This window comes from Candidatus Accumulibacter cognatus (genome assembly GCF_000584975.1).
GTDB lineage: Bacteria > Pseudomonadota > Gammaproteobacteria > Burkholderiales > Rhodocyclaceae > Accumulibacter > Accumulibacter cognatus.
On sequence record NZ_JDST02000053.1, the window covers coordinates 49,935 to 64,943 of the forward strand.

9 protein-coding genes are annotated in these 15,009 nt (G+C 62.7%); all 9 read left to right on the forward strand.

What is annotated here, in order from left to right:
* The first annotated feature begins 261 nt into the window (after window positions 1-261).
* Window positions 262-1,788 (forward strand): sigma 54-interacting transcriptional regulator, encoded by a 1,527-nt coding sequence (locus tag AW06_RS10550; protein WP_273704596.1) that lies wholly within the window; start codon window positions 262-264, stop codon window positions 1,786-1,788.
* A gap of 216 nt (window positions 1,789-2,004) precedes the next feature.
* Window positions 2,005-2,322, forward strand: coding sequence for a DUF4258 domain-containing protein (locus tag AW06_RS10555; protein ID WP_273704597.1), 318 nt, complete (start codon window positions 2,005-2,007; stop codon window positions 2,320-2,322).
* A 199-nt stretch (window positions 2,323-2,521) separates the two neighbouring features.
* Window positions 2,522-3,184 (forward strand): VWA domain-containing protein, encoded by a 663-nt coding sequence (locus AW06_RS10560; protein WP_034949569.1) that lies wholly within the window; start codon window positions 2,522-2,524, stop codon window positions 3,182-3,184.
* A gap of 7 nt (window positions 3,185-3,191) precedes the next feature.
* On the forward strand, window positions 3,192-3,914 hold the full coding sequence (locus AW06_RS10565) for a protein phosphatase 2C domain-containing protein (RefSeq protein ID WP_034949532.1): 723 nt from the start codon (window positions 3,192-3,194) through the stop codon (window positions 3,912-3,914).
* A complete protein-coding gene (locus AW06_RS10570; protein WP_273704598.1) occupies window positions 3,911-5,311 on the forward strand; it encodes a serine/threonine protein kinase in 1,401 nt (466 codons plus the stop codon). The genes AW06_RS10565 and AW06_RS10570 overlap by 4 nt, the downstream gene beginning before the upstream one ends.
* Window positions 5,308-8,640, forward strand: a complete 3,333-nt coding sequence (locus AW06_RS10575; RefSeq protein ID WP_034949534.1) for an AAA domain-containing protein — start codon at window positions 5,308-5,310, stop codon at window positions 8,638-8,640. Before AW06_RS10570 ends, AW06_RS10575 begins: the two co-directional genes overlap by 4 nt.
* Window positions 8,618-10,192, forward strand: a complete 1,575-nt coding sequence (locus tag AW06_RS10580) for a hypothetical protein (protein ID WP_034949537.1) — start codon at window positions 8,618-8,620, stop codon at window positions 10,190-10,192. The genes AW06_RS10575 and AW06_RS10580 overlap by 23 nt, the downstream gene beginning before the upstream one ends.
* Window positions 10,193-10,195: 3 nt before the next feature.
* A complete protein-coding gene (locus AW06_RS10585; protein ID WP_273704599.1) occupies window positions 10,196-12,664 on the forward strand; it encodes an AAA family ATPase in 2,469 nt (822 codons plus the stop codon).
* A 74-nt stretch (window positions 12,665-12,738) separates the two neighbouring features.
* The gene (locus AW06_RS10590; RefSeq protein WP_273704600.1) at window positions 12,739-14,886 is read left to right on the forward strand and encodes a hypothetical protein; all 2,148 of its coding nucleotides are present in this window, start codon (window positions 12,739-12,741) and stop codon (window positions 14,884-14,886) included.
* The last annotated feature ends 123 nt before the right edge of the window (window positions 14,887-15,009 follow it).

A 15,009-nucleotide genomic window follows, 5' to 3' on the forward strand; every position in this document is an offset into this window, starting at 1 on the left:
GCCTGGTTGAGCATTGGTGCGCGTAGCATTAGTTTCCTCGAGTTCCACGCGTGGGAAAGCGGGGGGGAGGATCCGATATTCCTGCATCTGGAAGCCGATGCAAAGGCTATGCATCCACCGGTGGGCTAGCCGAAAGACATGCGTCGTCGAGTTCTGATCTCATGGATAGCCGTAAACAACGATCCCTACGAGCGTGATCGGGCCGGTAGCGCCTTTCGCCTTGTCGACGGCTCCCCGGTTCCCGGGCCCACCCTGACCTTGTTGTTCGACCCTGATTCGCTGTATGCGGGGTGCATTTCTGACTTCGTGTTGTTCTATGGGCGATCGCCCGACGGGAAGGAAACGCGCCAGTCTCGGGCGGTTAGCCAGACGTTGGAGGAGCTGAAGACCAAGGATCCGAGTTTGCGCATTCATCAAGAGCCCTGGGACGGGGACGATCCAACCGATCACGGGCAAATTTTCGAGTTCCTGAAGGAGAGGCTCCCGGCCGTGCGGAGAAGGTTCGCCGACCGGGAACTGATCATCCACGTCAGTCCGGGCACGCCTTCCATGCAAACGGTCCTGGTACTGATGGGCGAAACAGGTTTCATCGATGCCCCGTTCTCCCTCGTCAAGTCGTATCGCAAGGAGGAGCGGAATGGCCGTCCCGCTGTCGTTCCAGTTCGGCTCGGCATCGACAGCTACTACAAGGCATACCGTGCCGCGAGGCCCTCGGAGACGTCTTCCGAGGATGCGGCGGTCGTCTGGGATCCCGCTCGGTTTCAGTCGGAGCATATGCGGAAGATCTTCGACGAGGCCCGCAGGTTTGCGCAGTTGAATGTGCCCGTCCTCTTGCTGGGGGAGCGAGGCACGGGCAAGACGACACTGGCTGGCTGGATTCGATCGCACAGCCCCTACCGCGTGCCGGAACGGGATGTTCATTGGCCGGCGGTTGCTTGCGGCCAGTACAACCCCGAAACGATGCGTGCTGAGTTGTTCGGCTACAAGCGTGGTTCTTTCACCGGCGCTCTCAAGGACCATGAGGGGCTGCTCGCATTGGCCCACAAGGACACACTGTTTCTCGACGAAGTAGGCGACGTCGGTCGAGACCTCCAGCGCCTCCTGATCAAGGCCGTCGAGGAAAAGAGCTACATGCGCTTGGGCGACGATCGACAACTGACGAGCGACTTCAGACTGATTTCGGCGACCAACCTCCCGGACGCCAAGTTGCGCGAGCGATTGGATCCAGACTTTCTTGACCGCATCAGCATGCTCACGTTGCGGATGCCGCCGCTGCGTGAGATTCCTGAAGAGATTCCGTGGCTCTGGGAAATGGTCTTTGCACAGGCCTCGCATAGGGCACGTAGCGGCCGCGTACGATTTCCAGCCAGCGCCCACCGGGCCATAGTGAACGAACTGTCGCGTCATCCGCTTCCTGGGAACCTGAGGGACCTGTTTCGCGTGGCGTACCGCACGATTGCCGCCAACGCCGATCGGCATTCACCGCTATCGCCAGCCGCTTCGTCCGAGTACGGGCTTGCGGGCATCGACGTATCTGGCGCTGAAGCCGGCGCCGACTCGTTGCCGCAGTCTGTCGCCCGCGCATTCGCGGAGTCGGCAAGCCTGGATGCGCTGATCCAGCCCGGTGAAACCATCAAGACGAAGGTTGTCGAGCGAGCTCTCAAGGGGTACCTGGCGGACGAGCTTCGCAGGATCGCGAAGAAGCGGGGCGTGTCACCTGAGACCCTTTGCGACGTAACGGATCGTGCATTGAGAGAATGGTCGGCAAGCAGAGAAGAGAACAAGTGATCCGAACTCCGGAAAAAATCTTCCGAAAATACCGCGTACGCAGTCTCCCATCATCGCGTTCGACATGCGCATTTGTTCGATTCAAGTGCCTGTTACGTAATGAATTATTGCCAGACTGGCGTGGGGTATCGACCCCGTTGGCACACTTGTTGCGATATTGGCTGGCGTGGGGCCCGGAATCGTTCCGGGTCCGTTCAACCCAGGAGAGCCAGCCTTATGATCAAGCACAGCAATTCAACCGGCAACGCGCCGGCCATCACCCAGCATGCCTGGGCCCGCATGAGCGGGCGTGGGCTGAACTGCGAGACTATCGATGCCGTGCTGAGCTATGGGCGCGTGCTTCACGTGCGCGGGGCAGCGATTCACGTCATCGGCAGGAAGGAAGTGGAGAAGCTGGCGCGTTCCGGCGTGGATGTGGGCGGATGCGAGGGAGTCCAGGTCGTCTGCACCCCCGACGGATCCGCAATCCTGACGGTGTACAGAAACAGCGATTTCCGAGGACTGAAGCCGCGTGGCGGCAGGCGTTGGCACTGATGGCCTACAGCTCGTTCGGCCGGAACAAGACGGGGGGCAGAGCATGGGGTGGGCAAAGTACCTTGAAGACATCGCCAGCCGGCACAACGGGACGTCGCTCGTTCAGAGGCAGTTGCAGAAAGAGATCGGGCGTGACGCTTTGCCGAACAGACCCAAGGCGCCGGCGAAGTCCCGGTTGAATAAGCAAGGAGAACAGAACATGTCGAAGCTCAAGGACTTCACCGTCGCGACGGCGCGCCCCCTTCCCGTCATCGTGCTCGCCGACGTCAGCGGCAGCATGAGCGCGAACGGGAAGATCGATGCGCTCAACGACGCGATCCAGTGGATGATCGAGAGCTTCGCGGCCGAGGAGCACAGCCGTGCCGAGATCCACGTCGCTGTCATCGCATTCGGCAAGGGCGGCGCCAGGCTCCACCAGCCTTTGTTGCCGGCGGCGCAGATCAAGTGGGAGCGGGTCGGCGCAGCGGGCAATACGCCCATGGGCGCGGCCTTCGATCTGGTTGTGAAGATGGTCGAGGAGCACGCGCAGATTCCGAGCCGGGCATACCGGCCGACCGTTGTGCTCGTATCCGACGGACAGCCCACCGACGAGTGGCGCGAACCCCTGCAGCGCTTGCTCGCTTCGGAGCGTGCTTCGAAGGCCTCACGGTTTGTCCTCGGGATCGGAGACGACGCCGATCCCGCCATGCTGGCCGAGTTCCTGGCTGATCCGAGCGCGCGCGTGTACTCGGCGCACGAGGCCCGGCAGATCAAGAACTTCTTCCGGTGGGTCACCATGAGCGTCACCCAGCGCACTCGCAGCGTGAATCCCAACAGCGTGGTCGTGGTCGACCCGACCGCTCTGGACGACTATGACTTCTGAAGGTCACATGGCACGCAGAAGCCGTGTGGACTACTTCGGTGCGAGTGTTGCCGGCCCTGCCCACAGAGCGCTACGAAAGCCCAACGAGGACCAATGGCTCGGCGCGTCCGGCGCCTTCGGTAGCCTGGTCGTGGTGAGCGACGGTTTGGGCTCGAAGGACCGTGCCAGGCATGGTGCAAGGAAAGCCTGCATTGCGACGTTGCGTGCGGTCAGGGCGTGGCACAAGGGCGGGACAGGTTCTCTCGACGATCTCGTTGGCCGAATCGAGCCGCTCTGGCTGGAGGAAATCGCTCCGTTCGATCGCTCGGATTGCGCTGCCACATGCCTGCTTGCGCTTGCGCACCACGATGGACGAACCTATGTGGCTGCGTTGGGCGACGGGATGGCAGCCGTGCGCAGGCGCGGCGCCATCGAGCGGGTAGAGCATCCGCGGGCATCGGGGTTTTCCAATGAGACCCAGTCGCTCGGTAGCGGCGAAGTCTGGGCGAAGCGCTGCTTCGAGTGCTCCGAGATCGACATCGCCGTCCTCGCATCTGATGGCGTTTCGGATGACCTTCGTCCCGATCGCCTCGCCGACTTCGTCGCCTGGCTGAAGGACGAAATCGCGACATTGCAGCCGGTGGCTCGGTGGCGTTCGCTGCGGCGTGAACTGAACGAATGGCCCACCCCACGGCATCTCGACGACAAGACCATCGCAGTTCTGGCGTGGCCGAACGGGGGATCGGCATGACGTCCTTCACCCGCCAAGTGACCGACCTGAATGGGGCTCGTCACGTGCTGACGCGTCAACTCGGCCGTGGGGGGCAAGGGGCCGTCTTCGAGGTCAAAGGCGGACGACTGGCCGCCAAGATCATCTTCGATTCGTCGCCGTCCCGACGCGAGCAGCTCCGGAACCAGCTCACGGCAGTCAAGCGGCTGCCGCTGGCGGACCTCGAGATCGCTCGCCCATTGGAAATGCTGCGCGAGCCCGTGCTTGGTTACCTGATGGAGCTGCTGACCGGAATGCAGCCACTGAGCGCGCTCTGCAATCCGCCAAAGGCGACGACCTCGGTTGCGTCCTGGTACTTCCAGACGGGAGGCCTTCGGCGACGGCTGGCACTGCTGGCACGTACGGCCGACGTCCTATCCGCTCTTCACGGCAGAGGGCTCGTGTACTCCGATCCGTCGCCGCACAACATCTTCGTCTCCGAGGCCAGCGACGCCACGGAAGTTCGGTTCATTGACAGCGACAACATCCACTACGTGTCCAGCGCGGGGCTGCCGACAGTGTTCACTCCTGGCTATGGTGCGCCTGAACTCATCCGCGGCGCTTCCGGAGTGAACTCGCTGACCGATGCGCATGCGTTTGCTGTTCTGACCTTCCAGACACTATCCCTGGTCCATCCGCTCATCGGCGACGCTGTCGCGAACGGACCACCCGAGCGCGAAGAAGAAGCGTTTGCGGGAGCGATGCCCTGGGTGGATGACCCGAGCAACAGTTCGAACCGTTGTTCCATCGGGATTCCACGAAGCGTCACGCTCTCCGCGCGATTGGCGGAGATCTCGCAGCGAGCTTTCGGTGCAGGTCTCGCAGAGCCACTGCAGCGGCCCGGCGTCTCAGAGTGGGCGGAGAGACTGCACGCCGCTGCCGACGCGACAGTCCTGTGCCAGGAGTGCCACGGAACGTACTACATGAACGCCAAGCAATGCCCTTGGTGTGACGCGCCGCGCTTGGGTTTCGTCGTCGCTGAATTCCAGCTCTGGGATCCCGCGCTGGGTGAGGGCTCGGAGCTCGTGTCGCGACCCTCCGGTGATCGTCGAAGGCCTGTCATCGTCGCTGCCTTGGCACTGACCGATGGAGAGTCGAGAGTCATCACGCGTCGTCTTGCTACCGGGCAGGCTGGTCGGGACGGGCAGCGTCCGGTGATCGACCTGAAGTTCGAGGGCACGCGCGTCACGCTCCAGTCACTCGACGGGGCCAGCTACCGGCTCACATCGCCCACCGGAGCTAGATCTGCCTCGGTCGGACCGAAACCCTCGTCGATCCTACTGAAGCACGACGAGGCCTCGTGGCGCTTACACCTCGGATCTCCCGACGCACTTTATAGGGTCGTGTCCTTCACTGCGCGCAAGGGGGGCACGAAATGAAGGCGCACGAAGCTCCATTCGGAACGTGCTCGCTGATTGAGCTCGTGCCTGCCGATGCCACGACGTTCGACATGACGGTGACCCTCCGAAGCGAAGTCGCCTTGCAGTTCTCGGAAGCCACCGGCCAATCGCTGCTTCGTGTCGGCACCGTGGCGGTTAGCGTGCGCGGGCGCGACAAGCAGGGGGAAACCGTTCTCGCGCGATTGCGCGACCGCAATCTGCCTCGACTGGGATGGGTCGTTGCGGTGACGCCAAAGAGCGGCGCCACAGAATGGCTACAGGTCCAGATGCACGAGTTTCCAGTGCAGTACTCCTGGCCGGGCAGCATCGACATCGGGGTCGACGAGAAGATCGTCGACGTCATCCGTCAGAAGCTCGGGAAGAGCATCTCTGCAACGGAAGTCATTCAGTGGCTCACGGAGCGCTTCGTCCTGGTCGACCAGGAGTCGGATTCCAAGGTCTTCATCTCTGGCAGCCCCGCGCCGGAGAGCGATCACCGTCGTCCGTTTCGCATGCACGGCAAGGGGTATGCGATCGATGTCCAGAAGACGCCCAACGACCGGCTTCTCGTGATGCGCCTCGTCGAAGCGCGTCGTGGATCGTCTGCGGAAGAGAGGCGCCCGATCGTTCCTGTTCAAGGCAACGTGCGCTTCTGCGATTCGACCATTGCAGGCGCATTTCGAGGTACGGCCCGCTCCCAGTTGGATCAGCTGGTGGAACAGGCCGGGAGCTACCTGAACGTCTGGCGCGAGTACAACAAGCTGGAGCGGGACAGTGTCTTTCGCCGAGCGCGGACGCTGGGGTGGCTGAGCTACTCGGACGCGAAACGGCAGGCAGACGGACGATGGCGCTTTCGGTTCCAGGATGCGAAACAGATCGACACAGCCCTGAATCTGCTTCGAGGTGCGGAGGATGTCGAACTGGAGGCCGCGTCGCACCCTCCACGCGAGTTGCAGGAGTCCTCGGATACTTCGGCAAACGGCTCGTCGACCGAAGGGGACCTCGCCAGGAGTCCGAAGGCATTCGTCGGGTCGTTCGTTGGCGGTACGGCTACCGGGCGGTACCTGGATGTCCTGCCGACAGGCGATCTGGACGACCGCGAGCCTCCTGTTCCCGGCGTTCTCTTCATGAGCATGAGCGGCGACAGAAAGCGGCTCGAGCGCAGGGAGCGGGCACAAGCCAGCATCGCTCTGGCCGAATGTCCCATGCCTCAACTGGGGCTGCTGCTCGAAGGAAGCGTGGTACCGGAGAGAAGGCGGAAGGCGGAGGCGCCGCTTTCGGCGGCCGTGAAGGAGATCTTCGGCGACGATCCCACGCCCAGACAGATCGAAGCCATTCGAGTCGCCTTGAACACGCCGGACATCGCCCTGATTCAAGGGCCGCCCGGCACCGGCAAGACAAAGACGATCGCGGCCCTTCAGGCGCGATTGGCCGAGCTGGGCGAAGACGGCGACCTCGCCGGTCAGACGCTGCTCACGAGCTACCAGCACGATGCCGTGGAGAACGCGGCGGCCAAGACGCTGGTCTTCGGTCTGCCGGCCATCAAGGTCGGCAGGAAACACGGACGAAGCGATGACGGGGACGGATTCGACCGATGGCGGCGCGAGCGTGTCGACGCCATCCGAGCCGACCTCGCGAGCTTGCCGGAGAGGCCGGTTAGCGAAGTCCTGAGGAAGGTGCGGGCCATGTCTGCGGCGTACCAGGCTTCGCGGCTCGGCCCCGCGGAGTCCGCGAAGATGGTCCGCGAGATCGAAGACATCGCGCGACCGTACCTGTCGCCGTCGGTACTGGACCGCCTCCTTGCGATTCGACAGGAGCTGTCGGCGCAACACGGATTCATGCCGGACTTCGAGTCGGACGATCGGGAGTTGTTGCTAAAGGCCGTCCGGGCGCTCCGCATCGATCCAGTCAGCTTTGGCGACGACGGTGCTCGAAATGCCGCGCGGGTCATGCAGCGACTCGAACGTCTCGGGTCCCTGGACGACAACAGTCGGCGGCTGCTCTCCGCTGCGGCCGACTGGGATGCGGATGAGCCCCCAGGATTCCTGGGCGAACTCAAGGCGCTTCAGGAAGTCCTCATCGACCGCTTTGCGGAGCCCGCTGCGGTCGGCGGACCGCGCGGACATGCCGACCTGGAGGAACTGCTCCCTGAGATCGTCAACGAGCTTTTTTCGCGGGCGAGGGAGTCGTCCGGCGGCGAGGACGCGGTCCTGTACGAATACCTGTTCGACCTCGAGAACGACGTCGATGGCGTGAGGTCTGCCGTGCGCGACTACACCGTCGTGCTGGCAGCTACTTGTCAGCAGGCGGTCGGCTTTCAGATGAGCCTCCAGAAGGGGGAGCAGAGCGTCTTCGCGAACGTCATCGTCGACGAGGCGGCGCGGGCCAATCCCCTCGATCTGTTCATTCCGATGGCACTGGCGGAGCGCCGGATCATTCTCGTCGGGGATCACCGCCAGCTCCCACACATCCTGGAGCCGGACGTCGAGGGGCAACTGGAACTCTCGGTCTCCGACGAGACGCGAAAGGCGCTACGGCGGAGTCTCTTTCAACGCCTCTTCGAATCGATGCGTGAGCGCGAGGCTGCCGACGGCATCAAGAGAACCGTCACGCTCGACGTCCAGTATCGAATGCATCCCGTTCTGGGTACCTTCGTCAGCGATACGTTCTATGCGCCTTACGGGGAGGCCTTCCGATCCGAGAAGCCTGCCGAGCAATTCGAGCACGGCCTGCCCGGCTACCAACCTCACGTCGCCGCTTGGGTCGATGTTCCCCTATCGGCCGGAAAAGAGCAGGGTGGACAGAGCAAGCGCAGACCTGCCGAGGCACGCTGGATCGCGAAAGAGCTCAAGAATCTGGCCACTGCCCGGCCGGATTTGAGCTTCGGGGTGATTTCGTTCTACGCGGGACAGGTCGATGAAATCCTCGCCGAGTTGGAGGCGCTCGGCGTTGCGGAACAGCTCCAGGACGGGTCGTACCGCGTCGCCGACGGATGGCGAGAGACGCGGGGACTGGACGGACACCTCAAGGAGCGAATCCGGGTCGGCACGGTCGACGCCTTCCAGGGCAAGGAATTCGACGTCGTCTTCCTGTCGATGACTCGATCGAACGATCTTCCGATTTCGGACGAGCGATCCTTGAGACGGAAGTTCGGGCACCTCATGCTCGAAAACCGGCTGTGCGTCGCGATGAGCCGCCAGCAGAGGCTACTGATCGTCGTGGGCGATTTGGGAATGCTTCGCGGCGAAGTCGCCGAACGAAGCCTTGCCGGCCTGGTGGCATTCCGAAAACTGTGCGAGGGGCGGCATGGCTGCGTTATTTCAGCTTGATTCGCCTGTTCTGCACTTCGGTCCCCGCCTTCCTGCGGGAGTCCGGTACAGCCAGCGAAAGTTCCTCTTGTGGCCGGCGCTGATGTATCGGGTCGTCGCACCGGACGTGCGGCCTCGACAGGTCAACGTACTGCAGAAGGCAGTGCTCGGCATGTGTCGCGCGGGCATCACGTTCCCCCCGCGAATCGGCGAGAAGCTGAAGATCCACGCAGACCTGGCCACGCTCATCCTGTCCGAGCTTGTGCAAAGGGGGCTCATCAAGCAGGACGGACTGCCGACGCAAGCTGGCAATGAGGTGTTCGAGGACGAGGCCCTCGACATGAGACCTGCGGTGACCGGACACGTGTTCCAGGATCCGTGGTCCGGCGATCTCTGGCCACGCTTCGTCCAGCGACTCGACTACGCGGAGCTGGACCGTCGCGAGAACGGATTCCCGGACTTGATCTTGGGCACCAAGGGCAAACCTCGGCGAGAGCGGGCCTTCATGTGCCGACCAATCGATTCCGCGCTTCCATCTGCTCCAGATGTGCGGCAAATACTGCGGGCGACCCACCGGCACAAGGCAGCCCTGCGCAATTCCGAGTCCTTCGAGGCGGCCGATGAAGACGAGCACCTCGACCTGGACGCGGGCCCGGTGCTCGAGCGAATCTCGCTGGTAGACGACTCACCGACTCCGGTCTTCCTGTCCACCTTCATCTATCTGGTTGAGAACGAGCAAACCGGAGACTGGCACGCGTGCGATCCCTTCGGACTGGGGGAGAGCCCGGCCGTCAGGCGCGCCGTCGAGCGCGAACTCGCTCACTTTCCAAGGCTTCGCGAAACGGTCGAGGCCCTCGTTGGTTCGTCGCTGGACGCGCAGGCAGAGAAGCAGCGAGGATGGATCGCCGAAGTGAGGGTGCTCGCTACTTCGAATCTCGAGCGAAAACTCACGGTTAACGCGCGCGACCTGCCAGAGTTCGAGCAGCTGCTTCAGCTGGAAATGGCCTATGTGGACGCGCAGTTGCTTGGCGACGCTTGTCCTGAGCAGCGGCTGAGGGATCTCTTGGGTGCCACGAGAAGAGTTCTTGAATCCACATTCCGATCGATAGCTGCGCGCTTTCCGCCAGGCGAGGTGTGGCGTCACGCCTACTTCAAAGACAAGAACGGAAAGGATCGTCCGGTCCAGGATCAGGCCTATGTCGCGAGCGTCTATGAGGCTCGTGCCGTCGCTCTCGGCTTCAAGACACCGCTGCCAGCTGCTCTGGCAGGAACCCGGCCAAACCACCTGAAGGCCGCATGCTTCGAATCCGGCTGGCGGCTTCGCGGCGCGATCGTAGCCGCAATGATGCTTGCTACCGATCAGCCTGACCACCCGCTTGCCCGGGCCGCGAGGCGTCGGCCAGAGCTCATCGAGGATCTGGACCGGGTCGCGACGATAGCGGGTGATGCCATACATGCTGGTGACAGTAGCCTGGAGCTTGCGGCAATCTCTCCGGTCATTGAGTCGGTGTACAGATCCGTGGCGATCCTCGGCGGGATCGAGGTTGGCGCGACAAAATTGGTAGAGGGATAGACGATGTCGAGGAACAGCAACAAGTCTGGGTCACCTTCGCAGCCGAACCGGAACCGGAACCGGAACCGGGTGTCGGTACCGGGAACCGAAGGCGCCGCTGGGAAGTCACCCAACAGCGGGCCGGTAACCGATGCGGACATCACGACCCCGGGAACGGCGATCGAGGCGATCAGCAAGGTTCATTCGCAAGCGCTGGAGACGGCCACAGAAGGAGACATCGAGGCCGCGACGAAGACCGCTCCACCTGGCACCGACGGCCTGGATATCGTGATGGCCGCGCGAGAGCTCTGGGAAGCAAATGAACTTTGCAGGGCGCGATCGGAGCGGATGTCGCGTCTCGAAGAGGGCGAAAGGGCTCTCAAGGAATCGCAAGACCTGTTGACACAGGAGCAGGCGCAGCTTGCCGCCGACGGGAAAGCGCTCGAAGAGCGGGATTCATCGCTCAAGATCAAGGAGGAGGATGTTCGGCATAGGGAGGACGGGCTTCGCGTCCGCGAGCTGAACGCAGAGGCCGGGTTTGCGGCGGAGCGCCGCGTATCCCTTCAACTCCTTGATCAGGAAGCCGCCGCCGTCCGGGAAGAACTGTCCCGGGCGCGCGGTTTGATCTCTGCGGAGCGCGCTGATTGGGACGCGCGCTGGCGGCAAGAGGACCAGAGGGTCCGGGCGGAACTCGAGCAACTGAGGCGCGAGCAGGCTGAGCAACATGCGGCGTCGGCGCGTGAGTTGGACGAGCAGAGGCGGCAGTTCGAAACTGAAGCCTCGCAGACGCGTGCAGCCCTGAAGAAGCAACAGGCTCAGCTCGATGTTCGCGAAGACGTGTTGCGGGAGGATCGTGAGGCATTCGATCTGCGAGTAAAGCAGCGTGCAGGTGCCTCGAGCGAGGAAGCCGAGGCGAAGTACCGCGACTTGGAAGCTCGTCTCGCAGCAGCGCGAAAGGAGCGCGACGGTCTCTACGAGAGGTTGCGAGAGCGCGAAGAGGCGGAACGCGTCCTTGGCAACCGACCGCTCGACCAGGTCAAACGGGAGCTCGACGCCCTGATCAAGGAGAACAAGTCCCTGTCCGATCGCCTCGCCAAACGCCCGAGTGAGGACATGGTTACGCGCCTCGAAATGCTGGAGCGCGCGCAGGAAGAGTGGGAAGCGGACCGTGCGCGACTCTCCCAGGAACTGATGGCCAGCCGCGCCTTGGTCGCCCGATCAGCGATTGCAGTCACCGAGCTCGAGTCGCTCAGGGATCAAAAGGCCGCGCTGGAGACCGGGAGGGACTTGCTGCAGGCCGCCCTGGAGGAACTCCGGAAGGACGTCGACGAACGTATTCGGCGGTCCGACGGGGTCAGCCCGTTCCCGTCATGCAGTCAAATGGATGGCGACGACACGCTCCAGGGCCGAGTGCCGATGTTCGACGAGATTCCGGATCTGGCTACGTTCTGCAGCGACCTGCAGAACCGAGTCGCCTTCGATCCGACGTCGGGCAAGGAGCTGTACTACTCCATATCCGACATTCGCTGCTTTCTCGCCGGCATGGCGATGAGCAGGCTTCATCTTCTACAGGGCATCAGCGGGACCGGGAAGACGAGCCTGCCCCTGGCCTTCGCTCGCGCCCTGGGTGCCGGGGCCGCCCTCATCGAGGTGCAGGCCGGGTGGAGGGATCGCCAGGATCTCATTGGTCACTTCAACGCGTTCGAGCGGCGTTTCTACGAGTCCGAGTTTCTGCAGGCGCTCTACAAAGCGCAGTGCCCGCGCCACGAGGACGGCGTGTTCATCGTCGTTCTGGACGAGATGAATCTCTCGCACCCGGAGCAGTACTTCGCCGACCTGCTATCGGCGCTGGAGCAAGATCCCCAGTATCAGAAGCTGGATCTGATGACCGCCGCCGTGGAGCCGGCACCAGCCCTGCTTCAGAACGGTCGGACACTTCCGCTGCCGCAAAACGTCTGGTTCGTTGGTACGGCGAACCACGATGAGACAACCAAGGACTTCGCGGACAAGACCTACGATCGCGCTCACGTGATGGAACTTCCGCGCCATCGGGAATCGTTCAAGCTCAAGAAGACGAGGGCGCGTGCTCCGGTATCGCTCGCGACCTTGCAGGGTGCATTCGCAGCAGTGCAGAACACGTACCAGCAACAAGCGGCTGCAGCGTATCGATTCGTGGACACCCAGTTCGCCGAGATCTTGGGACGCCGTTTCCGGGTTGGCTGGGGCAATCGCCTGGAACGACAGATGCTCAACTTCGTTCCCGTCGTCATTGCCGCCGGCGGCACCATGACCGAGGCCGTGGACCACATCCTGGCCACGAAACTGCTACGCAAGATTCGCGATCGGCATGACACGCGGCCGGAGGACCTCGAGGCTCTGCGCCTGGCAGTCGAAGAGGCATGGCCCCGTCTCGGCTCGCAGGGCGAGCCGGTGAAGTCAACCAGCATCGTTCGGGCGGAGCTGCGGCGACTGGGCGCCGATGAAGCTGCATGACGTATAGGTTCATCGACAGGTTGCTCGGACATACCAGTGATGTCCAGGCGGGAGATTTGGTCCTCGGCAGATTCATGGTCGAGCCGCTGGGCGATGACTCCACCTTCTTGAACTCCGTTGCCATAGCGCAGCCCAGCTTCTGCGTCCCCGATCTCCGAGGGCACTGGCAGTTGATGGAACCGGGGCGCGAGCGAGTCGAAGGAACGATGTCGCGAGCGCAGGTTCTGGACCGGCTGGATGTAACGAGCATTCTGGATGTCGGAAAAAGCGTCAGGGAGGTTCTCGCTTCGGGCGGCACTTGGCTGGATGCGCTCGACGTGTCTCCCCTGGTTCCGGGAATGTCTGAGCGAGCGGAACTGCAGGAGTTCGAGAAGTTGCTCGCGGACCGTCTCGGCCATCTCGTCGAAGTCTGTCAGCGACCCCGAACCCACCTTAGGGTGGAGGTTGAGCGAACAGCGGTGGCTAGGGCCCGGCGGCTTGCAACGCAGGCATCCAGCTATCTCGCAGCGCATACCGATGACTGGGACCGCCCAACTCTGCGTGCCGTCATACCCAAGCGCATCCTCTCGTTGGTCCGAGAGGACCAATTCGATATCTACGAGAACAGGGTCGCTGTCCGACTCGTCGATCATCTGGACGCGTACCTCTCACGCCGCGTGACCGATGTCGCCAGGCTGCTTCGCCTATTCAACGAAGTCGGGGATCACGGCTCGACGGCAGGACAGGGCTCCCACTGGCGGCAGAAGCGGGTCTACCAACTCTGGGGCGACTCGCTCGATGCCGGGGAGGCCCGCCGCAAGGCCGAGCGCACCCTCGAGCACCTGAAGTTCCTGAAGTACTCGGTTTCCGGCCTGATGGATTCGGTGCTGTATCGCGAGGTGCCGCGGCGAGCGTTCGTCAGCACGACACTGACGATGACGAACATTCTCGCGAACGACGTCCACTACCGCAGAGTGGCGGAAGTCTGGTTGGCTTGGGCACGCCTTGGGCTCGAGCAGTCGCCTAGACCGGACAAGCACTTCGAAGAGATGCAGGAGCTCTGCCGCTGCTTCGGAGGGTTTGCGCTCCTGCTGGTCATCAGAGGTCTTGACCAACTTGGTATCGAACCCGTGGACCTGTCGCAGGCTCTCGACGGTGATGAGATCGACCTTGAAGGTCGGGGCATACGAGCTCGACTCTCCTGGTCATTGACCGACAGCACATTGGGCCTTGCGGTCGACGGGGCGAAGCCCTTGCGAATTGTTCCGATCCCCGGGTCGGTTGCGATGTTCGGCGACGAAGACCTTGCCAGATTGATTCGCGATGCCGACGAGGCCGCGACCCGAACGGAGATCACGCTGGTGCTCTATCCGAGCCCTTCGTCTGAAGCTGCCCTTCGACGCATGGCTCCGCTCCACGCACATCGGCTGAATGCTCTTTCGCACGAGGTTGCCGAGCGGGGGCAGGGACGTGCGGGATTCCTGCCCGTCTCTCCTTGGGACTTGTCCAGCGTCGAGCGCGTCGCCCGCGAGCTTCGATGGGTGATCACGGCGCCGAGGTTCCTTGCTTATCCGCCCCACATAGCCAATCCCCCGATACCCAACATCGCGGACGAAGCAGCGTGGCTCGAGGCTACCGGCACCGGCGTATTCGTCACGCGAGCGCCTGAAGTGCATGAGGATCTCCGGCTTGCAGAGCGGCTTACCACTCAGCGGACGAGGCTCGAGGCTCTGGAGGACGAGCACGAGAACGTATCCCAGCAGCTACGACTGGCGGTGCGAGATGGCGGTGCGAGCGGGCCGCTGAACGCTCGCAAGAGGGCGTTGAACGCCTCGATCACCGACCTTCGATCGCAGATCGATTCCCTGGCCGACTTCTCGAAAGCGCTGGAAGCCGCCATCGAACTCGTGAAATCGCTGCTCTCTTGCCCAACCTGCGGGACCATTGCCGACACGAGGCGGGACTTCACGGGAGGCCGTGGACATCGGTTTTCCTGCGTGTGCCCTGATTGCTCCACTAGGTGGGGGACAGAGGCGTGCCCAAACTGCAAGGCGTGGATTCCCACATTGATGCCCGCAGTGAACTCTTGGACGGCGAACGACTCGGCAGTGGGGTGGCTGGATCGTTTCCTTGGAGCGGATGTCCTCGCCGTGCCATTCAAGATGAAAGATGGCACAGTAAGCTTCGTGTGCCCGTCATGCGATCATGGGCGCGAGAGCTATATGCCCTCAAGTGAATATTGAGCGGCAGGAGGGAATCTCAATCGATAGGCATTTACTGGAAAGCTGACTGCACGAGTCGATGGACCTCAATAGGGTTCGATCTAATGAATGTCGGCTGTTATTGATAACTGAAGTTTAGACACA